The sequence below is a fragment of the Nonomuraea sp. NPDC048901 genome (assembly GCF_040649695.1).
In the GTDB taxonomy this organism is placed as follows: domain Bacteria; phylum Actinomycetota; class Actinomycetes; order Streptosporangiales; family Streptosporangiaceae; genus Nonomuraea.
The window spans coordinates 317,279-339,829 of the sequence record NZ_JBEZFW010000013.1 but is presented as its reverse complement, the minus strand read 5'-3'; the positions used below and the strand labels follow the sequence as shown (position 1 = coordinate 339,829).

Here is a 22,551-nt window from a genome sequence, read left to right as displayed (position 1 = left end):
GGAGTCCGTCTCCGAGCAGGTCGCAAGCTAGTCTTCTGCCCAAGGGGGCCACCTGACGAGCCGTTCAGGAGGTTGGAGCACGTATCGAGCACAGCGCTTATCGTCTCTATGTGTTGTCCCGTGCTCTTGTGTACGGAACTCGATCAGATGGGGCACGATGCAATGATCGAATAGGGTGACCACCGTGCTCGGTGCGTGCTCGCACGCCCCGTCACGCATCGTCAGGGCCCGGCATCGCCCGACACGCAATGTGCGCGGAGGCGGTATGAACTACCCTCAAATGACACCCCGCGACACTAAAGGATCTTGCTTCTAATCCGATGGTCGCAGTGCTCGCAACTCCGATGTCTGCGCTTTCAAGACGAGTCGAGACGAAGCTTGATCTAGTCTTTATGTTCGATCGCCTTGGCGGCCAATACTTGATTTATCGAAAGCAGTGCGTTGCCAATTTTGCTGAACATGTACCAATGCCTTGTCTCAAACTTCGGTAGGGATCGCGCACGAGTTCTGTGGACTTCGACTGCCTAATCCGACGGTTGCAGGTTCGAATCCTGCAGGGCGCGCTTTGATCATGGTCTGGCCTGCGGTTATGCGGGATCGGATGCGTTCTGGAATTTTCGTCTAGTGGTTGCGTGCCCGTGTGTGCTCGCGCGCACCAACCCCGCATACACCGAACGTCAGAAGACGTTCAAGCTGTCCGCAGCGCCGGAGTCGACGCCCGCACCGACGCCATCACCGGCGACCAGGAAACGCGACCATGTGCCGGGGCAACCCCGACAACCTTCGTGCCGCCGCCGCGGCCAAGAGCGCCGCCGCCAAGACCCGCGCCGAACACGGCCTCCGCGACATGATCCGCCGCGGTGGCCCTTCCGCGCCCTGGCCCAGACCGTGGGCGTCTCGCTCGACTTCCTCTACGGCAACGCCGAGATACGCCGCCGCGTCGAACAGCTCCGTGACCAGCAGCGAGGAACGCCACGCAACCCGATCTCAGCAAGTCGACCCTGACCAGCCCAGCAGCGTGGTCCGCACCCTCACCACCCAACTCGCCGACCTCAAGCGCTGTCACCGCGACGAAATCACCGCACTCAAACGGGCCTTGGAAGCCGCACACGGTGGGAACCTCGAACCGCGCAGACGTCTGGGGCCGAAAGGAACAGGTTCCGCCCCCGACAAATGATGACCCGAGCCGGCTGCCGCCGGGGAAGGTCGACGAGATCGATCCTCACCGAGAGGATGTCGCCCACCTCCACCTCATTGCCTGAGAGCTCTTCGTTCTGCACGAGATCCTCAAAGCCATCGTCTCTGTCCTCCACGCGAACGAAGACCCCGAACGGCACGATTTTGGTGACCGGCCCGCTGAGAAGCGAGCCGACCTTCCGCGCGAACTCAGTCAACGGATCATCCTGCAGCGCCTTCAGCGACAGCGACACCCGCCCGCGCTCGATATCCACATCAAGAATCTCGGCGGTGACCTGCTGCCCGACGGAAACGACGTCGCAGGGGTGGTTGAGGTAACGCCACGACAGCTCAGGAACGTTCCGCCTCGATGGGGGAAGCGCCGAGCATTGTGGGGCGTGGGCGGTTTATCCGGCCAGGGCGGCGAGTTTGAGGGCGGCGGCCGGTTCGATGCCCAGTTCGTGGGCTGCGGCCATGACCGCGTCGGCGGGGTTGTTGTGCTGGGCGAGGTGGGGTCCTGGCCATATCCGGCCGGACATGCCCGGCGCCCTCGGCCAGCGCCCGGTAGACGCTGGCCAACGACGGGTGACGCCCCTTGTTCTTGCCCGTGGAGATGACCAGGTTGGATGCGATCTCCGGCACCGGGACCCCGCGCTCACGCAGGCTGCGTGCATAAGCGACCATGTCGTCGTCGAACACCCTGTAGCCGTCATACTTCGGCTCATAAAAGGCATCCCCGCGCCGAGTCGACGGCTCGGGCAGGTAGTCGACGGCCAGTGCCAGCATGGGGCCAGCAGTGCGAAGCGTAGCCATGATGCTCCCCTCAGGGTTCAACCGACACGGGGGTGCGCTGAGGGAGTTTGCCCAGTTCAGGAGCGGTGCGCAGTCAAGCCCATAGCAATGCGGTCCCGCGGAACACCGCAACCCGCCGCCTCGCCGGCGCTGCGGCTCATCGGCCACGTCGGCGTGGAGTATGGGCTGGCGTTCGGCCCCGACGGCCGCACCCTTGGCCAACCCGTGCGCCGGTATCGACCTCTGCCGCCATCGCGCGATCGGCCAAAACGCCTGGCCACGCTATCGATGCAACATGCCTTCAAGATCGGTCAACGTGCCTTACGTGCCTTACGTGCCTGAAAAGCTCACCTCATCTCTGACCTGCGAGGAAAGGTCAAGGACCCCAGATAACGCGACCACGGTCAGTCCGTGGTCCCCCGGTATGCGGGGCAGGAACGTCACGCCTCACGTCCGGTACGTCTCCGACGTGGTCGCGGTCATGCACCAGGGGCGCGTCGTGGAGTCCGGGCCCACGGAGCGGGTGGTCGGCGAGCCCGCCCACGACTACGCGCGCGCCCTGCTGGAGGCGGTGCTCCGGCTCACCTGAGTGCTCACCGGAGGGCTTATCGGAGGGCTTAGGGGGCTCGGAGGGCTCAGAGAGTGATCCACTCGGTGGCGGTGGTGACCTCGTCGAGCACGGCCGGAATGGGCGCGACGCCCAGCCCCGGCCCGGTCGGCACCGCCAGGTGGCCGTCGCTCAGCTCGAACGGCTCGGTGATGTCGGTGGCGAAGTAGCGGCGCGAGGCCGAGGTGTCGCCCGGCAGCGTGAACCCGGGCAGCGCGGCCAGCGCCACGTTCGCGGCCCGGCCGAGCCCGGTCTCCAGCATGCCGCCGCACCACACCGCGATCCCGTTCGCCCGGCACAGGTCGTGGATGCGGCGGGCCTCCAGGTAGCCGCCGATCCGGCCGGGTTTGACGTTGACGATCGAGCACGAGCCCAGCGCGATGGCGGCGGCGGCGTGCTCGACCGACTCGATCGACTCGTCCAGGCAGATCGGCGTCCGCAGCTGCTTGGCCAGCTTGGCGTGCTGGACGAAGTCGTCGTTGGCCAGGGGCTGCTCGATGAGCAGCAGGCCGAAGTCGTCCAGTTTGGCCAGCTGGCGGGCGTCGACGAGGGTGTAGGCGGCGTTCGCGTCGACCTGGAGGAGAACGTCGTCGCCGAACCGCTCGCGCACCGCCCTGACCGGCTCCACGTCCCAGCCGGGCTCGATCTTCAGCTTGATCCGCACGTACCCCTCGTCGAGGTAGCCCTCGACGGCGTCGAGCAGCTGCGGGATCGAGTCCATGATGCCGACGGAGACCCCGCACGGCACCCGGTCACGGGCCGCGCCGAGGAACCGGCCGAACGACTCGCCCGCCGCCCTGAGCTGGGCGTCCAGCACGGCCGTCTCCAGGGCGGCCTTGGCCATCCGGTGCCCCTTGATCGGCTCCAGTGCCCGGCCGACGGCGTTCGCGTCGAGGGTGCGGGGCAGGGCGGGCAGCAGGAAGCGCCGGATCACCTCGGCCGCGCCGTCGACGTACTCGGGGGAGTAGAGCGGCTCCGACATGGCCACGCACTCGCCCCAGCCCTCGGCGTCGGGCGTCACGACCCGCACCAGCAGCACGTCGCGGGCCGTCTCGGTGCCGAACGAGGTGCGGAACGGCGCCACCAGCGGCATCGCGATCCGCCGCAGCTCAACTCCGGTGATCTTCACGCTTTCTCCACTACGTAAAAGGACTTCTGATGGAACCCGGTGATGACGCGGCCTTCGGCGATCAGGCCGCCCAGGACGTCCCGCATGGCATGCCGCCATGCCTTGGCCGTTCCCGGGTCGGCCCGGCGCAACCCCTCGATGTCCGGAGGCGCGGCCACCAGCACGACCGCGGCGTCCGTGCGGCCCGGCACCGGCCGGTCCCCGTCGTCGGCCAGGCCCACCACCGCGTCGCCCGGCACGTGGACCGGCCACGGCTCGCGCCTGGCCAGGGCCTCGACATGCGGCGCGGACAGCTCCCAGACGGCCAGCATCCGGTCGGACTCGTCGCCCTGGTTGATCTCGTCGTCCATGATGCCGTAGAAGCCGGGCAGGTATTCGCGCGGCCGGGCGCCCAGCTTGGCCAGGTTGAAATGGGCGTTGCGGCGTACCAGCGGATCGTAGGTCCAGGTGACCCGGCCCAGCTCGCGCTCCAGCGCCCACCGGCGCTGGTGCAGCTTGATCTCGAACCCGATGCCGCGTCCGGCGGAGGCGCCGGTGATGTGGGAGTGCAGCGCGTTGCCCGCCGCGAGGAACCCGACGGACCCGCCGGCCATCCGGTCGCCGTCGAAGGCGCCCGCGACGTACCCGCCCGCGTGCGACAGCGCCCGCATCAGCTCGACCGTGATCGGCTGCCCGCCCTGGTCGAACCGCCAGATGCCGTCGAACAGCGCGAACAGTTCCTCGAACTCCGCGATCTCGTGTAGTTCCCTGACCGCGATCAACCTGCCGGCCCTCCGAGTAGTCGATGTCACCCGCGACCGTACGCCACAGTGAGGGCGGCCGATTCGTGCCGGTTCACCAAGACGGGAGGGTTCTTCGTCGCCGCGCCCTACGGCATGGCTCGGCAGCGCGAGTGCTCCGGTGGAGTTCGCGCTGCCGACGGCTTGAGGACAGCGGGGGTCAGCCGCGCAACCGATCGGTCGCGCGGGTCAGCCGCGGAACTGACCGGTCACGCGCAGATCGCGGGACGACGCGCCCACCGCGGCGGTGAAGACGCCGTGGGATGCGACCCAGCGTTTCGCGGCCGGGCTCCAGCTGGACAGCGCGGCGCTGTCGAGCGGGAAGGTGACCACGGTGCTCTGCCCCGGCCGCAACCACACCTTCTGGAAGCCCTTGAGCTGCTGGGGAGGTTCGCCCGCCGCGCTGGGGAAGCCGAGGTAGAGCTGGGCGGTCTCGGCTCCGGCGCGGGCTCCGGTGTTGGTGACCCGGACGCGTACGGCGTGGCTGTCGGCCCGCAGATTGTCGTACGCGAAGCTGGTGTAGGACAGGCCATGGCCGAAGGGGAACAACGGGCGCCGGCGCCGGGCGTCGTACCAGCGGTAGCCGACGTTCAGGCCCTCGTCGTAGCGGACCGTGGTGCCGTCGCCGGGGAAGCCGTACGCGACGTCCGGGCCCTGCCGGTCGTCGGCGGGGAAGGTCACCGGCAGCTTCCCGGACGGGTTGACGTCGCCGAACAGCACGGCCGCGACCGCGTTGCCGTACTCCTGACCTGGGTACCACGCCTGGAGCACCCCGGCCACCCGGTTCAGCCACGGCATCAGCGACGGCGCGCCGGTGTTGAGCACGACCACGGTTCGCGGGTTGGCCGCGGCGACGGCCTCGATGAGCTGATCCTGGTCGCCGGGCAGGGCGAGGGAGTCGCGGTCGGCGCCCTCGCTGATGGCGTCGTTGACGAAGACGAGCGCGACGTCGGAGCGCCGGGCGGCGGCGACGGCCTCGGCCGGCAGCGCCGGGTCGGGCGCGGCCCAGCCGAGTTGCAGGGCGGCGCCGAAGAGGGAGCCCGCGGTGGAGTACTCGAGCTTGATCGAGACGGTCCGTCCGGCTGTCAGGTCGGCCAGCCCGTGGGCGATGCCGCCGAACTCGGTGTGGTTCGCGGCGACGAGCTTGCCATCGATGTAGAGCCGGGCCTGCCCCGAGCCGTTGAGGGAGAAGCGGTAGCCGCCGGTCTTGGGCGGAGTCAGCGTGCCGGTCCACCGAGCCGACCAGGTGCCGGTGACGCCGCTGGGCGCCGTGGAGAAGCTCACCGAGGGCTCGACCCGCGTGAGCACGGGGTCGCCGGTGAAGTCGGGAGCGGGGTAGTAGGTGGCGGTCAGTCCCGGCCCGTCGCCCGACGCGGGCCGCAGCAGGTCGCCGGAGAGCACGGGCAGGGCGCCGGTGCCGAGCGTGCCGCGGGCCTGGTTCAGGGTGACGCCGCCGCCGGCCCGCGCGGTCAGACCGGCCAGCGGGCTCACGGTGGTGGACGGCTGCAGCGCGGCCGAGCCGCCGCCGTAGAAGGTCGCGTGGTCGCCGGCCGCGTCGCCGATCACCGCCAGCGACCTCGCCTTGTTCAGCGGCAGTACGCCGCGCTCGTTCTTGAGCAGCACCATGCCCTGCTCGGCCAGGGCCCGGGCCAGCTCCCGATGCGCGGGCGTGGACACCTCGTCGCGTGGCGTGTAGTCACGGTCGAACAGGCCGGTCCGGTACATCGCGCTGAGAATGCGGCGGACCTTGTCGTCGATGGCCGCGACCGTGACCTGGCCGGCCGCCACCGCCTGCTTCAGCGCGTCGCCGAAGTACGTCGATCCCGGCATCTCCACGTCCAGCCCGGCGTCGGCCGAGGCGACCGTGCTGTGGGTGGCGCCCCAGTCCGACACCACGAACCCGGTGAACGCCATCGCGTCCTTGAGCGCGCCGCGCAGCAGGTCGCCGTTCTCGCAGGCGTAGGTGCCGTTGACCTTGGGGTACGCGCACATGACGGACCTGGCCCCGCCGTCCCGCACGGCCGCGCGGAAGCCCGGATAGTAGATCTCGTTGAGCGCCCGCTCGGAGACCCGGACGTCGACCTTGCCACGGTCGGTCTCCTGGTTGTTGGCCGCGAAGTGCTTGGGCATCGCTATGACGCCCTGGCTCTGGACCCCTTTCACCTGCTCGGTGGCCATCCGCGCGGTGAGGTAGGGGTCCTCGCTGAAGGTCTCGAAGGTACGGCCCCAGCGCGGCGAGCGCACGATGTTGATCGTCGGCGCCAGGGCGACGTTGTGCCCCTTGCCGGCCTGTTCGGCGCCGACCGCCTCGCCGTAGCGCCGCATGAGCGCGGTGTCCCAGGTGGCCGAGCCGTTGATGGCGGCGGGGAAGGCGGTGATGCCCGTGCTCCCGTTGGCGACCCCGTTGGGGCCGTCGGCCAGGTAGATCGCGGGAATGCCCAGCCGGGTGTTGCCGGGGATCCGCCCGGCGTACCCCTTACCGAACTCGAAGCCGACGCCGTGCAGCATGGCGATCTTCTCGTCGAGGGTCATGCGGGCCAGCATGCGTTCGGCACGCTGCTCGGGCCCGTACGAGGCGCTCAGGGGCGAGGGATCGCTGGCACCGGCCGCCGGTGGCGACTGGGCGACACCTGCCAGCGTGAGGAGGGCGGCGGCCGCCAGGGCGGTCGCTCTATGGAGTCGTCGGGGCATGTGCCAGGTCCTCTCTCAGGGGATGGCCAGGGTCCGCGGACCGTGACCTGAGCTGGGACGCGTCAATGAGGATCTTCGATATATGTTGCGCCCGACAACATATGGCCAAGCTGAATATGCGACAAGGACCACTTCCATCGTCCGGAAGACGTTCGCTGAGGTCGCCCGCCAAAGCGGAGACAAAGTCATTTATCTTCCGTTCAGCGGTTAGAGCGCTTCCCGGGCCGTAGATCGCCGCATATGTTTCAGCAGCTCGGCATTCATCGATGGATGTGCTCCAAGGAGCAGCCCCACCACCGGCTCCGCTCAGAGCCGCGTCCCTTCCTGCCTCGTGTCCTGTCCTCCTGTCCTGTCCTCCTGTCGTGTCCTCGTGTCGTCCTCGTGGCGGCGGGGCCATGCCCGCCGTCTTCGTTCCGGAGAGGTAAGACCATGAGATTCCCCCTCAATCCAGCCGGCGGGCGACCGCTGGGCCGCGCCCCGTGGTGGGCGGCGTGCGTCGCGGTGATCGTCGCCCTGGCGACCGCGCTCGCAGGTGGCGCGGTCGCCGCCCGGGCCGCCGCCACTGCCCAGGTCGCCGCCGCCGAGCTGCTGTCCCAGGGCAAACCGGCGACCGCGTCATCCACCGAGAACGCCACCACGCCGGCCTCGGCGGCAGTGGACGGCAATGCCGCCACCCGCTGGGCCAGCGCCTTCAGCGACCCCCAATGGCTGCGGGTCGACCTCGGCGCCACCGCCACCATCACCCAGGTCGTGCTGAACTGGGAGGCCGCCTACGGCCGGGCCTTCCAGATCCAGACCTCCGCCGACGGTTCGGCCTGGACCACCGTCTACACGACCACCAGCGGCACCGGCGGGCTGCAATCTCTCACCGTGGCCGGAAGCGGCCGGTACGTACGGCTGCTCGGGACGGCGCGGGGGACCGCCTATGGCTACTCCCTGTGGGAGTTCCAGGTCTACGGCACGTCGGGCGGCACCACGCCGCCACCGGGCGGCACCATCCCCGACCCCACGATCCAGTCGCTGGAGGCGACCAACGGACCGTTGGCCACCGCGACGTACACGGTTCCGAACCCCAGCGGCTACAAGGCCGGCACCGTCACGTACCCGACGACCAGTGGCTCGTATCCGGGCATCGTCCTGATGCCGGGCTACCAGGGCACACAGGCGAACCTGAGCTGGCTCGGCCCGCGTCTGGCGTCCTGGGGCTTCGTGGTCATCAACGTCGACACCAACACCCTGAGCGACACCCCCGACCAGCGTGGCACGGAGATCAGGGCGGCCGGCACCCAGTTGCTCAACCTCGGCAACGCCACGGGCAACCCCCTCTCGGGCAAACTGAACGGCACCCTCGGCGTGTCCGGCCACTCCATGGGCGGAGGCGGCACGATGGTGGCGCTGCGTGACGACAGCCGGTTCACGGCGGGCGTACCCCTCGCCCCCTACCACCAGAGCCCCAACTTCGCCGCCGTCAACAAGCCGACCTTCTTCCTGACCTGCGCGAGCGACGTCGCCGCACCCGGCAACACCTACGCCAAGCCCTGGTACAACAGCATGACCCGGGCCGAGAAGCTCTACATCGAGGTTCCTGGCGACCACCTCTGCCCGATGACCGGCAACGGCAACAAGGCCAAGCAGGGCAAGTGGATCGTGTCGTTCTTCAGCCGCTGGCTGCGCAGCGACGCGCGCTTCACGCCGTTCCTGTGCGGCACCCCGCGTGACGCCGACCGGACCAACACCTCACTGGTGACCCAGTGGATGGACACCTGCCCCTTCTGACCGGTTGGCTTCGAGCCGGGCGTGGATATCTGTCCGCCCGGCGCGCCTCGACAGCCGGGCATGGCGACATCGGCCGCCATGCCCGGCTGTCAGGCTCTTTGCCCAGTGGTGTGGAGGTAACCCACGGTGGCGGCGAGCAGGAACACGCCCCAGGCCAGGAAGACCGGATAGGTCCCCGCGAATCCCCAGCTCCCGTCGAGGACCATGGCACCGCCGTCGGGCGCGCACGTGCGGGTGATGCCGAACGCCAGGCATTTGGTCATCATCGCCCCGTACTGGCCGACGAGCAGACCCACCACCGCGGCCGGAACGACCGCCAGGCCACGCGGTACCCGCCGCCGCCCCGCGAACGGCACCCATCCCGGGACGACTTGGCCCCATCGGCCGATCAGCCCCAATGTGAGCAGGCCCCCGGCGGCCGGTCCGGCGACGAGCAAGCCCCAGAACACCGCCGAGCCGCCCAGCCCTGTCAGGAGGGAGCGGGAGTCCGCCGCCACGCCAAACGGTACGCCCAGCCCCCACAGCAGGTGCGGAACCGAGAAGCCCAGCACCGGCACGCCGGCCGCCACCCAGGTCACCACCTTGGCCCAGAGCGCGGGACGGATCGTCCCATCGGCCCGGCGCTCGCGTGTGCGTGGGGCGGTACGCATGCCGTAGCGGGTGGTGGTCAGCGCGAGCAGCAACCCCAGCGCGGCCAGCAGTATCTGCCAGACGAGCGCAGGATCACCGAGCTTGCCGAACGCCAGCCGCATGACCAGGTTTCCCGGCGCCACCAGCGTGAGCGCCGCCGCGCCTGCCCAGCCTGCGCCCAGTAGCGCCGGGCGCGTACGTGATCTCATGGCCGCCGACGGTAGTGCCCACCATCCGCTGGCGATCTCCCTCTCCTGGGCGAAAAACCTCCCCCGTGCGGGGGAATTCAAGCCGGGAAGCGTCAGCGGCTGGCGGGTCGTACTGACCCGCGGGCGTGACGGGCGTGTTTCTAGATTGTTATCAAAGGCAACAAATTAGCCCGGAAATAGGGCTAGACCCGTCTCGCCTCCCGGGATTACGTTGCCGCAAACAACATTCAACGAAATGGTGAGGCCGGGACCCGGCGTACTCGAAGCGCGATCGACGGTCGGAGGCGCTGCCCATGACCATGACCACAGCAACGATGGCAAGCCCGTCCAGGCAACCGGATCCCGCACGGTCGGTGGCCAGCCGGGTCCTCAGTGTTCTGGACGCGTTCTCCGGCGAACGCCGCCGGCTGACCCTGTCCGACATCAGCCGGCGGACCAGGATGCCGCTGACGACGGCGCACCGCCTGGTCGGCGAGCTGGTCACATGGGGCGCGCTCGAACGCGACCGTAACGGCCGCTACCAGATCGGCCTGCACCTGTGGGAGGTCGCGGCACTGGCACCTCGCGGCCTGGGGCTGCGCGAGGTGGCCATGCCCTACCTCGAGGACCTCTTCGTGGCGACCCGTCAGCACGTCCAGCTCGCCGTCCTCGACGGGCTGGACGTCGTGTACATCGAGCGGATCTCCAGCCACGACGCCGTCGGCGTGCACAGCCGGGTCGGCGGACGATGGCCCGCGCACGCCACCGGCGTCGGGCTGGTGCTGCTCGCGTACGCGCCCCGGGCGTTCCAGGAGCGCTACCTGGGCAGGCCGCTGGCGGCCTTCACCAGCAAGACCATCGTGGACCCGGACGCCCTGCGGCGCGTACTGGCCGAGGTGCGGCGCACCGGCTTCGCCGTCAGCGACCGGCAGGTCACCCTCGACGCGGTGTCGGTGGCCGCGCCCGTGAGCGACGCGGCCGACGAGGTGGTGGCCGCGCTCTCCGTCGTCGTACGCGCCGACGATCCACTGCCGGGCTTGCCCATGCCCGGCGTCGTACCCCCGGTCCTGGCGGCCGCGCGCGGTATCAGCCTGCAACTCCTCCGGCATCCCGGAACACCGTAGCGGCGTCGGCTGCCCGCCGGACCCGGCTCCTCTAGTGGCTCTTGGTCACGGTGCCGGTCTTGGCGTCGATCTTGAGCCCCTGCCAGGCGCCGTCCGGGCTGAGGACATCGACATCCCAGACGAGAAGGTCGTTGTTGTACTTGTCCAGACTCATGTGGGTGATCTTGCCGTGCGACACCGAGGAGGACACCTTCTCCAGCGCGTCCTTGAAGGTCACCTTGGCGTCCTTGATCAGCCCCATGACCCTGGCCTTCTCATATTTGCCGGTGTCCTTGGACCTGGCTTCCGAGACCACCTTTCCCGACGCGTCCACTTCCAGCAGTCGCTCGGTGCCGTCGGGGCCGGCCAGTTGGACCTCCCAGATCTTGCCGTCGTTCTCTGACTGGACCGAGAGGACATGGGAGCCCTCGGCGGAGTTCGTGGCCGCGGTGGCCGCCTTCTCGAGGCTCGCCATGTCTCCGGGTTCCTGCTGGGGACCGCCCGGCGTCGACATGGGCAGGGGGATGACGCCCCGCGCGGGCTCCGCCTTGATGGTGCCGGACTGGGTGAGGGCGCCTGCGCAGGCCCCGGCCGCGAGCAAGGCCGAGCCGGCGAAGATGGTGCCTATGATGGTCTTTGACCGGTTTCTCCCATTCATGCTGAAGACGCTGCCCGGAACTCCATAAAGGCACGCCCAGGCACTGGGCAACACGCTCCAGCGCTAGATCACTTCCCGGAGCACGTCGTCGACCGGGGTGGCACTCACGCCGAGGATCTTCTCGGTTTCGGAGTAGTCGATGACGAACGGGTGGCCGGGCTTGGTGAGCACTTCGTGCATTTCCCCCCAGAGCGGGTCGGTGTACGCGAGCAGGGTCCGGTCGCGTTCGGTCATCTCCTCCATCCGTGGTTCCGGCGCCCCCGCGAGTTCGGCGAGTCGCCCGGCCAGCTCTCGTACCGACAGCGTTGAGGTGGGCGCGTGCCACGCCCTGCCGTACGCCTGATCGTCGCGGCTCGCGGCGACCAGCGTGCGCGCGGCGTCGCCGATCGCCGTGTAGCTGTGCGGCACGTCGAGCTCCTGCGGCACCAGGACGAGCCTGCCCTCCAGTACGTGCCGCTGCACCATCAAACTGAACACCGAGAAGGCTCCGGCGCCGTAGAACTGGGCAGCCCGCACCTCGGTGACCTTCACCCCTGAGGAGGCGGCCTCCTCCCATACCCGCGCCCTGGCCCGCCCTTTGGGCCCGGCGGCGGCCAGCGGGAAGTCCGGGGTGATCGGCCCGTCCACCGGGCCGTAGGCGTAGAGATTGCCGAGCATGACGTAGGCGGTCCCGGTCCGCTTCACCGCGGTGAGCAGCGACGCCGACAGGATCGGGAACAGCTCGGGCCAGGTGTGGTACGGCGGCGCGGCGGTGGTGAACAGCGTGTCCGCCCCCTCGGCCAGCTCGGTGAGCCGATCGGTGTCGGTCGCGTCCGCGGCGACCTTGTCGACGAGCGGGTGCTCGGGCCCGCCGCCGGTGCGGCTGATCATCCGTACCCGCTCGCCGTCCTCGGCCAGCAGCAGAGCGGTCTTCGACGCGGTAGCCCCACGACCCACGATCACATGAAATTTCATGACCACAACGGTGCCGCCCCGCGGCCTCCTGGCATAGTGGCCGGAATGCCAACTATCCGGAGGATCTGGCCATGCACCGCGTCGCCGCAGTCGTCGTGCCCCCCGTGCTGAGCTTCGACATCTCGATCCCCTTCATGGTCTTCAACAACGTCCCGCACTATGACGTGCGCGTCTGTACGGCCCGGCCCGGCCCGCTGCCAACCGTCGGGGGTCCCGACGTCGTGGTGGCGGACGGTCTGGACGCGCTGGACGGCGCGGACACGGTACTCGCCGTCGGCAGCGGCGGCGAGCAGGCGCCCCCGGAGGTTCTCGACGCATTGAGGAGAGCCGCGGCCGGCGGCGCCCGGATCGCCTCGCTGTGTACGGGCGCGTTCGTGCTGGCCCAGGCCGGCCTGCTGGATGGGCGCCGCGCCACCACCCACTGGGGGCTGGCCGACGACCTCGCCACCCGCTTCCCGTCGATCGAGGTGCGGCCCGACGTCCTCTTCGTCGAGGACGGCGGCATCTTCACCTCGGCGGGCGCCGCGGCCGCCATCGACCTGTGCCTGCATCTGGTCAGGCTCGACTATGGCGCGGCGGTGGCCAACGCGGCCGCGCGACTCGCGGTCGTCTCTCCCGTACGGCCCGGCGGCCAGTCCCAGTTCATCGAGACACCACTGCCTCCCGAGCGCGGCACCTCACTCGCTCCCACCCGGGCCTGGGCGCTGGAGCACCTCGATCGCCCGCTCACTCTGGCCGACCTGGCCGGACACGCCAAGATCAGCGTGCGTACCCTGACCAGGCGCTTCCACGCGGAGACCGGGCTAAGCCCACTCCAGTGGCTGCTGCACCGGCGCGTCGACCGGGCCAGGGAGCTTCTGGAGACCACCGAACTGCCCATGGATCAGGTGGCCGGGAAGAGCGGTCTGGGCAGCGCGGACTCCCTCCGCAAGCACCTGTCGAACCGGGCCGGGCTCACTCCCACGGCCTATCGCGCGAGCTTCACCCGAAGAGGGTGAAACCGCACCAAACGGCCGGATGGTCGAAGCGGGGGTCGGAGCGGAGTACGGTGCGGGCCGTGGCGAAGGCGCCTCCGGGTGGGACTCCGCGGCTCAGCTCGGCGAGGTAGCGGGAGGTGAGCAGGGCACCTGCTTCCAGAGTCACCGGCCACAAGGAGGCGACGACCGCCTCGACGCCGGAGGCCAGCAGCGAGACGGCCAAGCCTTCGACCTCCATGTGGGAGAGGTCCTGGTCGATGTGGGCCGACCAGCAGCCCAGCAGGACGACCGTGCGGGGCTGCGTGGTGAAATCGTGCAGCGCGTGGGTGAGGCCGCGGCCGCGGCGGCCGTGACCCAGGAGCACGAGGGCGTCGGCCGAGCTCACCCGGTGGAGATCCGCCTGGAGGCGGACCCCGACGTCGGCTTCGTCCGATGGCTGCTCCGAGTAGATCAGCTCGGCCAGGTCGCCGCCCGCCTCCAGCAGTTGCGCGTTCGCGCGCTCCGACCGGTCGTCCTGAACGGCGACGACGATCGTCGGAGTCGGCTCGGCCGGCCGCTGAGGCCGTCCGACCAGCGCTGTGGTCGCCACGACCCGCACCACGGCCGCTTCTCCCGCCGAGACCAGGGCGGCCGCCGACCACGGCAGCTGGAGCGCGTAGCCCTCGGTGCTGAGGTGCAGCACGCCGAATCGTCCGGCACCTGCCCCCAGTGCCTGCCAGAGCGAGGCGAGGCGATCGTGGACCTCCGCGGCCGGGACGAACCGTTCGAGGATGCCTGCGTACTCCTCCATGGTGGCGATCCGAGCCTCGCGTACCGCCTGTGCCGCCTCCTGCATCCGGTCGGAGAACCAGACGTGGGCCTCGAAGAGCAGCTCGGGCGGGGTGGTCTCCTCCGCCCACCCGCCGGCTCCGCCGGCGGTCGGGCTCCCCGCCGACGAAGCCGGCGGGTCGGCGGGGAGCCCGACCGCCATCCACCGTCCCTCGACGCGAACCGTGTGGGGATGCACGCCGACGCAGATGACGGCGTGCCCGTCCGGCAGCGTGGCCGCGGCCGACATGAGCGGCGAGACCAGCCACCGGGTCGGCTCTGTCCCGGTCAGGACGATGCCCCGTTGCCGGAGCTCCCGCGCGCGATGCCGTTCGAGCGCGTCGCCCGCGAGGAGGGCGTCCTGGAAGTCTCCACCGGACAGGTAGCGGGCGAAAAGGCAGCGCGAGAGCCGGGTGTAGGGCGGGGTCATCGTGGCCTGGGCCCAGAGCGTGAGCGTCCGGTTGAGGAAGACCGAACGTCGCTTCTCGGCGCGGGGTATCAGCTCCTGGTAGAGGTCGATGGCCTGGTCGAGCTCTCCCGCGGTCTCCAGTGCCAGCGCGTAGCCGGTGAGGACCGCCTCGGTCAACCATCCGTGTGCGGTCATGGTGTTGCGGCGCCGTTCGTCCAGGATGCGGTCGAGCGCGTAGGCAACCTTGCCGGTGAGCAGCGCCGATCCCCACAACCGGACCGACAGATCGCCTGTCGCGCCGCCACGGGCGAAGATCTCGTCTGCCCGCAGCGCCTCGGTGACCGCCACCTGACAGGCCAGCGCGAAGGCGAGGGCGACGTCCGTCGCCAGGTCCTGCGAGGGATCGTCTCCGGCAGCCTGGAGCGCCAATGCCACGAGCTGGTGCACGCTCCGGATCAGGCTGCCGTTGACCGTTTCCCGTGGCGCGCGGCCGTCGGCCAGGAAGCGGGCCTCCGCCTGCAGGATCTCCAGGAGCAGCCGTAGCCGGTCAGCGGGATCCTCTGCGTCGGCCAGCGCCCGGACCAGCGCGTTCAGGCAGCGATTCCCGATGATCAGCGTGCTGGCCTCGGCGGGAGCGTCAGGGCTGCGGAACTCCACCACGGCCATCGACCTGGCCCCGCCCAGGTCGATGGCGCCGAACTCCCCGGTGCCCAGATCAAAGACGATCTCCAGTCCGGGGGCCATGGCGGAGGCCAGGGCGCCGAACATCTGCGCGAGCAGCGCACGGGGCATCCTGTGCCAGATCTCCTCTGATTCCAGCCGACCGGCGATCTCGAACGCCTCGTCTTTGCGGTCGAACGCCACTAGGGAGACAACGAGGGCGGGGCCGACTTCGGAGAGCCAGCCCCAGTCCTCGAGACTCAGATAGAGGTCGAACGCGCTGAGCTGGTGGTTGAGGGCCCACTGGAACTCCCCGATCGACCTCTCCACTTCGCCGAGCACGCGCTGGGCGTGCGCCAGCGCGGTCAGCTCGTTCAGCTCCACCCGACCGGTGCCCTGGATGTCGGTGATCGTCGCCTCGATCGCGTCCCAGGCCAGGCCGCGTCCGTAGGGCCGGCCGCACTCCAAGGTCAGCATCGCGGTGTAGAGCGCGCACAGCCGCCTCTGGTCGGGCCGGCAGGAACGCTCCACCAGCAGCGTCCGCTCCAATGCCTCCTCGTACCGTCCGGCCTCGTACGCGGCGACGGCCTCTTCAAGCCCGTCGGGCGGGTCGATGACGTCGGTGTCGGTCCAGGCGAAGGGCTGCCACTCTCCTCCGCCGAGGGTGCGCATGACCTGGCGTACCCCGCGGTTCTCAGGAGCGGCAGGAGATTCTTCGGCCGGCTCCCCGGCGAGCTGTTCGAGCAGGTACGTCAGCCCGCCGAGGGGCGCGGCCCACCCGATCGCGGCCTCGTCGAAGCGCTCGGTCTCCTCAGGGGTCAGAGACATCTCCCTGTCCAGCAGGACGCCGATGGCCCGCTCCGCCCCGATGAGTTCGCCGATCTCGTCGATCTCGACCGTGATGACCTGCCTGGCCTCGGCGAGCGCGGTGTGGAACCACTCACGCGCGGACGGCGGCAGTCTCTTCACCTTCGACCCGGGCGACAACGTCTCGTCGTCCGGGTCGAGCGCACCGTCAAGCACCTCACGGACGCTCCGCGCCTCGTCCCCGCGCCAGAGCTCGGCACGTCCGAGCAGCTCGGCGGAGCGTTCGTAGTCGCTGATGAAGAAGATCGGGGAGGTTCGGATGTCCCGGCAGATCGCCTCGACCCTGGCCTGTCCGAAGATGCCCATCCGGGCCTCGCGCAGCCGGATCCCTTCGAGCGTGAGGGCGAACCACTCGTCGTCGAGTTCACGGAAGTCGTTCAGCTCACGGAAGTTGCGTACGGACAGAGAGTTGCCGCGGAGCGCGTCCACGTCGAACCCGCCCCGCTCCTCCAGCAGCGCGAAGATCTCCGCCCGGACCGCCGACTCCTCGCGAGAGGCGGTGAAGGTGTCGTAGAGGAGAATGCTCCGGTCATCGTCGGCCCACAGCACCGGGGCGCTGAGGTCGCCGAGGTCGCCGCAGACGGCGCACTCCACCAGGTTCAGGCGGCCCTCGTCGAGCAGTTCGAGCAGTTCGGGGGCGCTGTCCGGGGTCAGCACCATCCAGTAGACGGCCTCGGGCAGGAGCTCTCCACAGCGCGGGCAGACCAGCTCCCCGAAGGCTCCCGGCGCGTAGGGGATGGCCACCGTCGTCAGACCTGGGTGCCCGAGGCGAGGTAGACGGCCAGGGTCGTCTTCTTCTGTTCCTCGTCGAAGCCGGGATCCTGGAGGACCGTGAGGAGCCACGCGAGCCGCGTCTTCCTCTCCTCCGGCGTGAGCAACGCGTCCAGATTGATGTCCAGCCGGACCTTGTTGCCCAGCGCCTTCAGGTCGTTGTCGTCGATCAGCCGCTGCGCCCGCTGCGCCCGGTTGGCCTTGATCTCCTCATTGATCCTCTTGAAGACGAACTGCCGTCCTGACTCATAGAAGGTGTCCAGCCCGATGGGGATCTCGGAGTTCTGGTAGGACACGGTGGCGAACTTCAACCGAACGAAGGCCAGGTAGGTCACACCGATGCCGGCGGCGAACAGCCAGGAGTTCCAGCCCTGGAAGGCCGTCAGCGCGCGTAACCCGAAGAAGACCGCCACGGCCGTCACACTGTTGACGACGATGAACCCCCACCACCATACGGATCGGTAGACCCGGTAGCCCGACACGTCGCCGGCGATGAACGTCTGGTCCATGTCGAAGAGCGTCACCCCGCCGGCGATGGCCGCCGACAGCACGGAGAACCACGCGGAATGCTGCATCGTCTGCCGCCCTAATGGTCGGGTACGTCGTCGCCGGCGCCCAGCGCGTCGTCCAGCGCGCTGTTGAGCTCGTCCTCCGAGGTGCCGCTCGCCGCTTCCTCAGCCTCGTCGTCAAGGAGGAAGACGCCGGTCACCCGGTCGCGGGGGCTGTCTGGGGTGGCGTTCAAGCTGGTCTTGACCCCGTAATCGGTCAGCGTGTACCGGCCCGGACCGCTCTCGACGACCAGGCCGCGGCGCTGCAACGCGGGGAGCGCGTTGCGCACGTCCTCGGGCGACAGTCCTGAGTAGGCCACCAGCGCTTCGACCGAGCTGTCGCCATGGTCCCGCAGGGCCGGCAACAGCAACGACTCCACCGGCCGGACAAAGAATGGCATGGACACCTCCTGCCGTCGATTATGGCGACGCATCTGGCGAAAATCGCTACTTCTCCAGCATGATCAGTATGTTCAGGAGTAGAGCGGCGTGCGTGGAGAGCGTCTCGCCGGCTTGGGCCGCATGGGCCTCCACCCGTGCGTGGGGACGCACCCCTGACTACGCTGTCGGCACGTGGACCCGATCTTCCAGCTTCCGTCCGATTCCCCGCTGGCCGCGGCTGTCTCCGAGGACTGGGGTCTGCTCCCGCTGCGCGTCCCAGCCGGTTGGAACGTCATCTACAACGCCCTGGAGGCCCGACGCCTGCCGGATGGAAGGGTCGAGGCCAACGACTCCGAGGACCTGTATTGGGCCCGTACCGCACCACCGCCGTGGCTGACCGCGCAGGAGGTGGCCGAGAAGGGTGGCCTGCGGGCTCGGGAGATCAACATAGACGCCGGCTGGTACGGCGGTTACGGCTTCCGCGTCGTCGTCCTCGACCCCGACTGGGACCATGAGCGGGCCTCGTACACCACTTCCGACCTCGGTGAGTTCGTCGCCACCCTGGAGGGATGGATGCGGATGATCACCCAGCGAGGGGAACTCCCCAAGCCCGGCCCTTGAAACCTCCCAGGTCGCCTAGCTGCACATGTGAACGCCTCACACCGAGCGGGGGCCAGGGGTCGCGGGCACAGAGGAGGCCGCTCATCGTCCGGGGATCTCTCTTCGCAGCTGTTGACGTGCCTGCCCTCCGTCGCGGGCTTGGCGCGGATCACGCCGTGGTTTGTGCTGTTCCTGGTCTGGCAGGCGATGTGGCAGGCCACGGGATGGCCCCCGCCCGGCTGGGGCCAACGCATCGCCTTCGTCGGCTACTTCGTCTGGATCGCACTTACCGGCGTGATGCTATGGCGCGGGTCAAGCCCGGCCAATGGCCGGCCGGTGCGCGGCGCAGGTCCTCCGTCTTCCCCTCACAACGGTGTCATCGGTCCGTGATCCACGTACGGATCAGGCCGCCTGGGGAAAGCGGCACTGATCGGCCTCGGCCTGGTCGCGGTGGTCTCCGCCATCGCCCTGCGGGTCACCGAGCACCGCCGAACGCGGCGAAAAGCGGCGAAGAGCCGTTGAACGCAGAAGCCCAACGTGGCAAGCGCTCGCCCGGCTGAGGTCTCTGATCTTAGGGTGCCGCCGAAGAACCCCTGCAGCCCCGACGCGGCGGGTCGGTGAAAGCCGGATGCGGTGCGCGAGCGGCAGGCTGGCCCAGCAACCTGCTGTGCTGCAAAAGGGGCGTACCTTCATGTCTGCTTTCGTGATCGCCGTGGTGGCGATCTTCTTCCTCGGGATGGGCGTCTACGGACTTGTCGCGCCCGCCGCGCTGATCAGGCCGTTCCGGATCGTGGCCGACTCGGCCGAGGCGCGGACCGAGATCCGCGCTGTGTACGGCGGTTTCGGCGTGGCAGTCGGGGGCCTGTTGCTGGCAGCGGCGGCCGACGCGGGCGGGATGCGGACGGGCATGGCCGTTACCGTCGCGGTGTCCCTGCTGGGCATGGCCGTCGGACGGCTGGTGGCGCGGCTGGTCGAGCGGCCGTCGGCGTTCTATCCCTCCTGGCTGTACTTCTGGGTGGAGGCCGTTGGCGGTGGCGCGCTGCTGGCCGCCGTCACCTGGTGAGCCGTCCCGTCACACGACGGGATCCAGGCACCGGATCGTGACAGGCCCGGAGAGCAGCGCGCTTGGGGGAAGGCCGAACATCGCGTGAAACGCGGTGCTGAAGTGGGACGGACTGGCGAAGTAGCCGTCGGCCGCGGCACGGGTGAGGTTCTCGCCCGCGGCCAGCGCACGGCCGGCCCGGTGCATCTGCGCCCACAGCCGGAACCTCCGGTACGAGGTGCCCGTACGTTCCCGGAACAGCCGCAGGAAGCGTGACTCCGACAGCCCGAGCTCGGCGGCCAGCAGCGCGGCGGGCAACGGCTCGTCCGCGCCGATCAGACGGCGCATGGCGGCGGCGATCCGGGGGTCGGTCAACGATGCCGCCTCATGGCCGGTGACCTCGTCCGCCCAGACGGCGATCTGCCGGTCCGGGCTGTGCGCGCGGATGGTCGCCGCCCGGACCAGAAGGCCGGCCTCGGCTTCGTGCGCGGTCATGACGCCATGCTCACCGGCGGTGAACCTGGCCCGGCATGCCCGGTCCTCGGCCGACCCGGGGTCGAGGTAGAGGAAGACCATGCGGTCGCCGCCCGCCGTGAGCTGGTGCCTGACCCGCGGCGGGATGAGAGCGGTCCGCGCCCGCAGCTCGCCGCCGGGTGCGCTCCGTACGGTGAAGGGTGCGTCCACGCCGACGGCCACGCACGCCACCGAGCCGGAGTGCGGGCCCAGCCGCAGGGACGGCCCGGCGTACAAAGCGCGGCCCGGCCACAGCCACACCGCCGCTTCCCCGCCCGTGGCTTCCCGCGCCGGGGGTGAGGCCATACCGCGACGGGCCCGTGAAAGCGCTGACATCGACGTCTCCCGCAGGCTTACCGAGTCGGAACGTTCCTTGGGACGATGAGGATACGGTGCGCTCGTTCACCCGTGGCCGCCGTCTTCATTCGCTACGCGAGGCGACCTGCGCCGAGACGATCGACGATTCCGTTTTCCGTTTTGAGACGATCGGACGCCTTGTCGAATAGGTCGGAATTCCTTAAAATGCTGGGCGGAATTGGCGCAATGGAAGCTTCTCTCGCCGGGTTTCCCAAAGTACCAAACGTGGATGCAAGGCGGGTCCCTCAACACAACAGATGCTAATATTTCGATAGCTGGACAATATTATCTCGAGGATGCCTGGGCGATCGGAGAGGCGGCTGCCAAGTACTGGACATGCGTCAGGTCGAACTGTCGGACGTGCAATTAAAAGGGGTGCTCGAAGAATAATGTCGACTCGAAACAGATGCAACGGTGAAGTGCGCAGTGTGCTGACACTCATTCTTTTGAGTTCATGCCTTCTCTTATCGGGCTGTGGGCCCACGAGATTCCAAGTCGACTCAAGGGTTCTTGATGACGTGCGCAGCATTGGAAAGGTGGTTGCTGAGGCTGTCAGTGAAGGCGACGCAGACGGAGACATCGATGTTATCAACACGGTAGTGGTCGATGTCACTACCACAAAGAAAGGGAATGCGCTTAATGAAGCTGTAACGATTCTAACGCGGCACGGATGGAATATCTCTACGGACAATCGGCCGACGCAAGTGACGCTGGATTTCGCGAATCTGCCAAATGCCCATCTGGCCATGCACCCTTTTGATGCTGCATATTTTGAAAACAACCCGCAGGTTATGGAGCGAGTAAAGAGGTCGCTGGCCAAGCCGGAAACGTTGGTGAGTGTGCAGGCGTTCGCGAGCGGATAGGGGCATCACCGAGCACTGACGTCGATGACCCAGTGGGCAGTCGTCTTCAGTGAGTCGGACCGTGAGTGGAGTTTTCGCCTGATCATCGTTTTCGTGGTCTCCTGCGGGGTGACGCGCCTTCCGAGGCGCTCGGCTGGGCGGCGGTTTCCATGGGGCCGGCAGGTGGCGGTGGTCAGGGCGGTACTGGCAGAGCGCACAGCCGCTGCCAGCAGGTGAGGGACGCGTTCTTCCATGGGGTGGCGCTGATCTTCAGGATCCGCCGACGGGGGTGGGAGACCAGGCGGGCGGGCAGATGCCAGAGGCAGTAGCGGAGGATCTGAGGTTCGGCGCGGGCCGGCTCGCTGACCGGCGTGTCCGTCCGAACCTGGCGGGAACTCGAGAAGTCGGAACTGAAAGAGGTGCGCCCGTACCCGATGTACGTGGCGCTTCTCTGCGTCCATCCCGAGCTCGACGACATCGAGCTGACGGTGACACCGGATGACCTGTACGCGGTCGCCGAAGTGCTCGGTCCCGAGGAAGCGCTGGTACGGAGGTCGATACCTGAAGTATGGTTTATTGTATGGCGACTAAGAAGGTGACGGTGACCATCCCCGAGGATCTCCTTGAAGAGGTCCGCGCGGATGCGGCTGAGCGAGGCCTGTCGGCGTACGTCGCCGAGGCGTTGCGCTTCAAGCGTGACCGGGACCGGTTGCTGGAACTGGTGAGCTGGCTGGGGGAAGAATACGGTCCGGCCACCGAGGACGAGCGCGCGGCGGCGATCGAGGAGCTTGAAGATCTCGACGCTGAGCATGAGCGCCGCCGCGTCGGCGGAAAGCGCGACGCGAACGGGGCTGCGTGAGGAAGCGAAGCGGTGAGCACGGGGAGCGGCCGCTGCGGGTCTTCGTATTCGACTGTCAAGCCTTGTCCCTGGCGGTGCGTGGCGACCGGAAGATGATCGCTTGGCTCGACATCGCGGCCCGAGGGGAGGCGGAGTTGGTGACGTCTCCGATGACGGTGGTCGAGGCGCACGACGGCAGGATCACCGAGCAGCGCTGGGACTGGGTGCTCTCCCGGCTCAACGTTGCCGACATCGGGAAGGACGAGTCCCGCCAGGCCCGCCGGCTTCTGGCCGATGCCAAGCTGCATGGGCACAAGCACGCGATTGACGCGGTGCTCGCCGTCATCGCGCGACGGCAGAGGGGGCATGTCACCGTCTTCACCTCGGACGTGGACGACCTGGAGAAGCTGCTCCCGGACTCGATCGTCGTCAAGAAAGTATGAAGGCTCGGTACGC

22 protein-coding genes are annotated in these 22,551 nt (G+C 68.7%); 10 read left to right on the top strand and 12 right to left on the bottom strand.

Features of this window, described 5'->3' with window-relative positions; all coding sequences use genetic code 11:
- Positions 1-1,085: 1,085 nt before the first annotated feature.
- Together AB0C30_RS38735 and AB0C30_RS38730 are read right to left on the bottom strand one after the other, a co-directional pair.
- The gene (locus AB0C30_RS38735) at positions 1,086-1,526 is read right to left on the bottom strand and encodes a hypothetical protein (protein WP_357953426.1); all 441 of its coding nucleotides are present in this window, start codon (positions 1,524-1,526) and stop codon (positions 1,086-1,088) included.
- Between the two features lie 57 nt (positions 1,527-1,583).
- A complete protein-coding gene (locus AB0C30_RS38730) occupies positions 1,584-1,715 on the bottom strand; it encodes a hypothetical protein (RefSeq protein WP_357953399.1) in 132 nt (43 codons plus the stop codon).
- Between the two features lie 677 nt (positions 1,716-2,392).
- On the opposite strand from AB0C30_RS38730, the gene AB0C30_RS38725 reads away from it, so the two are divergent.
- Positions 2,393-2,557: a hypothetical protein gene (locus tag AB0C30_RS38725; RefSeq protein WP_357953397.1), complete on the top strand. Its 165-nt coding sequence runs from the start codon at positions 2,393-2,395 to the stop codon at positions 2,555-2,557.
- A 46-nt stretch (positions 2,558-2,603) separates the two neighbouring features.
- Here AB0C30_RS38725 and menC read toward each other — a convergent pair whose 3' ends face one another.
- The 3 genes from menC to AB0C30_RS38710 all read right to left on the bottom strand — a co-directional run bounded on the left by menC (position 2,604) and on the right by AB0C30_RS38710 (position 7,174).
- Complete coding sequence (gene menC / locus AB0C30_RS38720) at positions 2,604-3,704, bottom strand: o-succinylbenzoate synthase (RefSeq protein ID WP_357953395.1); 1,101 nt, start codon at positions 3,702-3,704, stop codon at positions 2,604-2,606.
- Positions 3,701-4,465, bottom strand: a complete 765-nt coding sequence (locus AB0C30_RS38715) for a GNAT family N-acetyltransferase (RefSeq protein WP_357953394.1) — start codon at positions 4,463-4,465, stop codon at positions 3,701-3,703. Before AB0C30_RS38715 ends, menC begins: the two co-directional genes overlap by 4 nt.
- A gap of 207 nt (positions 4,466-4,672) precedes the next feature.
- Positions 4,673-7,174, bottom strand: a complete 2,502-nt coding sequence (locus AB0C30_RS38710; protein WP_357953392.1) for a glycoside hydrolase family 3 C-terminal domain-containing protein — start codon at positions 7,172-7,174, stop codon at positions 4,673-4,675.
- Positions 7,175-7,603: 429 nt separating this feature from the next.
- On the opposite strand from AB0C30_RS38710, the gene AB0C30_RS38705 reads away from it, so the two are divergent.
- Positions 7,604-8,950 (top strand): discoidin domain-containing protein, encoded by a 1,347-nt coding sequence (locus AB0C30_RS38705; RefSeq protein ID WP_357953390.1) that lies wholly within the window; start codon positions 7,604-7,606, stop codon positions 8,948-8,950.
- A gap of 89 nt (positions 8,951-9,039) precedes the next feature.
- Here AB0C30_RS38705 and AB0C30_RS38700 read toward each other — a convergent pair whose 3' ends face one another.
- A complete protein-coding gene (locus AB0C30_RS38700) occupies positions 9,040-9,789 on the bottom strand; it encodes a hypothetical protein (RefSeq protein WP_357953388.1) in 750 nt (249 codons plus the stop codon).
- 293 nt (positions 9,790-10,082) lie between these two features.
- Here AB0C30_RS38700 and AB0C30_RS38695 point away from each other — a divergent pair, with 293 nt between their 5' ends.
- Entirely contained in the window at positions 10,083-10,892 is an 810-nt protein-coding gene (locus AB0C30_RS38695) for an IclR family transcriptional regulator (protein WP_357953386.1), read from the top strand.
- A 31-nt stretch (positions 10,893-10,923) separates the two neighbouring features.
- Here the strand turns inward: AB0C30_RS38695 and AB0C30_RS38690 are convergent, their stop codons facing one another.
- On the bottom strand, positions 10,924-11,529 hold the full coding sequence (locus AB0C30_RS38690; RefSeq protein ID WP_357953384.1) for a PepSY domain-containing protein: 606 nt from the start codon (positions 11,527-11,529) through the stop codon (positions 10,924-10,926).
- A gap of 63 nt (positions 11,530-11,592) precedes the next feature.
- Positions 11,593-12,483 (bottom strand): NAD-dependent epimerase, encoded by an 891-nt coding sequence (locus tag AB0C30_RS38685; protein WP_357953383.1) that lies wholly within the window; start codon positions 12,481-12,483, stop codon positions 11,593-11,595.
- A gap of 71 nt (positions 12,484-12,554) precedes the next feature.
- Here AB0C30_RS38685 and AB0C30_RS38680 point away from each other — a divergent pair, with 71 nt between their 5' ends.
- Positions 12,555-13,481: a helix-turn-helix domain-containing protein gene (locus AB0C30_RS38680; RefSeq protein WP_357953381.1), complete on the top strand. Its 927-nt coding sequence runs from the start codon at positions 12,555-12,557 to the stop codon at positions 13,479-13,481.
- On the opposite strand, the gene AB0C30_RS38675 is transcribed toward AB0C30_RS38680, so the two are convergent.
- Genes AB0C30_RS38675 through AB0C30_RS38665 form a run of 3 tightly spaced genes read right to left on the bottom strand, consistent with a single transcriptional unit; the run spans position 13,465 to position 17,923 of the window.
- Positions 13,465-16,947, bottom strand: a complete 3,483-nt coding sequence (locus AB0C30_RS38675) for a CHAT domain-containing protein (protein ID WP_357953379.1) — start codon at positions 16,945-16,947, stop codon at positions 13,465-13,467. The two genes, AB0C30_RS38680 and AB0C30_RS38675, sit on opposite strands and share 17 nt — an antisense overlap.
- A gap of 5 nt (positions 16,948-16,952) precedes the next feature.
- Positions 16,953-17,549, bottom strand: coding sequence for a hypothetical protein (locus AB0C30_RS38670; protein WP_357953377.1), 597 nt, complete (start codon positions 17,547-17,549; stop codon positions 16,953-16,955).
- A gap of 11 nt (positions 17,550-17,560) precedes the next feature.
- Positions 17,561-17,923: a hypothetical protein gene (locus tag AB0C30_RS38665; protein ID WP_357953375.1), complete on the bottom strand. Its 363-nt coding sequence runs from the start codon at positions 17,921-17,923 to the stop codon at positions 17,561-17,563.
- Between the two features lie 172 nt (positions 17,924-18,095).
- Here AB0C30_RS38665 and AB0C30_RS38660 point away from each other — a divergent pair, with 172 nt between their 5' ends.
- Entirely contained in the window at positions 18,096-18,524 is a 429-nt protein-coding gene (locus tag AB0C30_RS38660; protein WP_357953373.1) for a hypothetical protein, read from the top strand.
- Positions 18,525-19,194: 670 nt separating this feature from the next.
- Entirely contained in the window at positions 19,195-19,566 is a 372-nt protein-coding gene (locus AB0C30_RS38655) for a DUF4345 family protein (RefSeq protein WP_357953371.1), read from the top strand.
- 9 nt (positions 19,567-19,575) lie between these two features.
- Here AB0C30_RS38655 and AB0C30_RS38650 read toward each other — a convergent pair whose 3' ends face one another.
- Positions 19,576-20,394: a helix-turn-helix domain-containing protein gene (locus AB0C30_RS38650; RefSeq protein WP_357953369.1), complete on the bottom strand. Its 819-nt coding sequence runs from the start codon at positions 20,392-20,394 to the stop codon at positions 19,576-19,578.
- Between the two features lie 539 nt (positions 20,395-20,933).
- On the opposite strand from AB0C30_RS38650, the gene AB0C30_RS38645 reads away from it, so the two are divergent.
- From AB0C30_RS38645 to AB0C30_RS38630, 4 genes are all read left to right on the top strand, one after another.
- Positions 20,934-21,278 carry a hypothetical protein gene (locus AB0C30_RS38645; protein WP_357953367.1) on the top strand — a complete coding sequence of 115 codons (345 nt, stop codon included), beginning with the start codon at positions 20,934-20,936 and terminating at the stop codon, positions 21,276-21,278.
- 350 nt (positions 21,279-21,628) lie between these two features.
- Positions 21,629-21,856 (top strand): hypothetical protein, encoded by a 228-nt coding sequence (locus tag AB0C30_RS38640; RefSeq protein ID WP_357953365.1) that lies wholly within the window; start codon positions 21,629-21,631, stop codon positions 21,854-21,856.
- Complete coding sequence (locus tag AB0C30_RS38635) at positions 21,838-22,116, top strand: CopG family transcriptional regulator (RefSeq protein WP_357953363.1); 279 nt, start codon at positions 21,838-21,840, stop codon at positions 22,114-22,116. Before AB0C30_RS38640 ends, AB0C30_RS38635 begins: the two co-directional genes overlap by 19 nt.
- Entirely contained in the window at positions 22,113-22,538 is a 426-nt protein-coding gene (locus AB0C30_RS38630; RefSeq protein WP_357953361.1) for a hypothetical protein, read from the top strand. The genes AB0C30_RS38635 and AB0C30_RS38630 overlap by 4 nt, the downstream gene beginning before the upstream one ends.
- The last annotated feature ends 13 nt before the right edge of the window (positions 22,539-22,551 follow it).

Bases quoted from the DNA above. Each gene is read 5' to 3' on its own strand.
- AB0C30_RS38730 (WP_357953399.1), bottom strand. From the start codon at position 1,715: ATGTCCGGCCGGATATGGCCAGGACCCCACCTCGCCCAGCACAACAAC.
- AB0C30_RS38725 (WP_357953397.1), top strand. From the start codon at position 2,393: ATGCGGGGCAGGAACGTCACGCCTCACGTCCGGTACGTCTCCGACGTG.
- AB0C30_RS38710 (WP_357953392.1), bottom strand. From the start codon at position 7,174: ATGCCCCGACGACTCCATAGAGCGACCGCCCTGGCGGCCGCCGCCCTC.
- AB0C30_RS38705 (WP_357953390.1), top strand. From the start codon at position 7,604: ATGAGATTCCCCCTCAATCCAGCCGGCGGGCGACCGCTGGGCCGCGCC.
- AB0C30_RS38700 (WP_357953388.1), bottom strand. From the start codon at position 9,789: ATGAGATCACGTACGCGCCCGGCGCTACTGGGCGCAGGCTGGGCAGGC.
- AB0C30_RS38695 (WP_357953386.1), top strand. From the start codon at position 10,083: ATGACCATGACCACAGCAACGATGGCAAGCCCGTCCAGGCAACCGGAT.
- AB0C30_RS38690 (WP_357953384.1), bottom strand. From the start codon at position 11,529: ATGAATGGGAGAAACCGGTCAAAGACCATCATAGGCACCATCTTCGCC.
- AB0C30_RS38685 (WP_357953383.1), bottom strand. From the start codon at position 12,483: ATGAAATTTCATGTGATCGTGGGTCGTGGGGCTACCGCGTCGAAGACC.
- AB0C30_RS38680 (WP_357953381.1), top strand. From the start codon at position 12,555: ATGCACCGCGTCGCCGCAGTCGTCGTGCCCCCCGTGCTGAGCTTCGAC.
- AB0C30_RS38670 (WP_357953377.1), bottom strand. From the start codon at position 17,549: ATGCAGCATTCCGCGTGGTTCTCCGTGCTGTCGGCGGCCATCGCCGGC.
- AB0C30_RS38665 (WP_357953375.1), bottom strand. From the start codon at position 17,923: ATGCCATTCTTTGTCCGGCCGGTGGAGTCGTTGCTGTTGCCGGCCCTG.
- AB0C30_RS38655 (WP_357953371.1), top strand. From the start codon at position 19,195: ATGTCTGCTTTCGTGATCGCCGTGGTGGCGATCTTCTTCCTCGGGATG.
- AB0C30_RS38650 (WP_357953369.1), bottom strand. From the start codon at position 20,394: ATGTCAGCGCTTTCACGGGCCCGTCGCGGTATGGCCTCACCCCCGGCG.
- AB0C30_RS38635 (WP_357953363.1), top strand. From the start codon at position 21,838: ATGGCGACTAAGAAGGTGACGGTGACCATCCCCGAGGATCTCCTTGAA.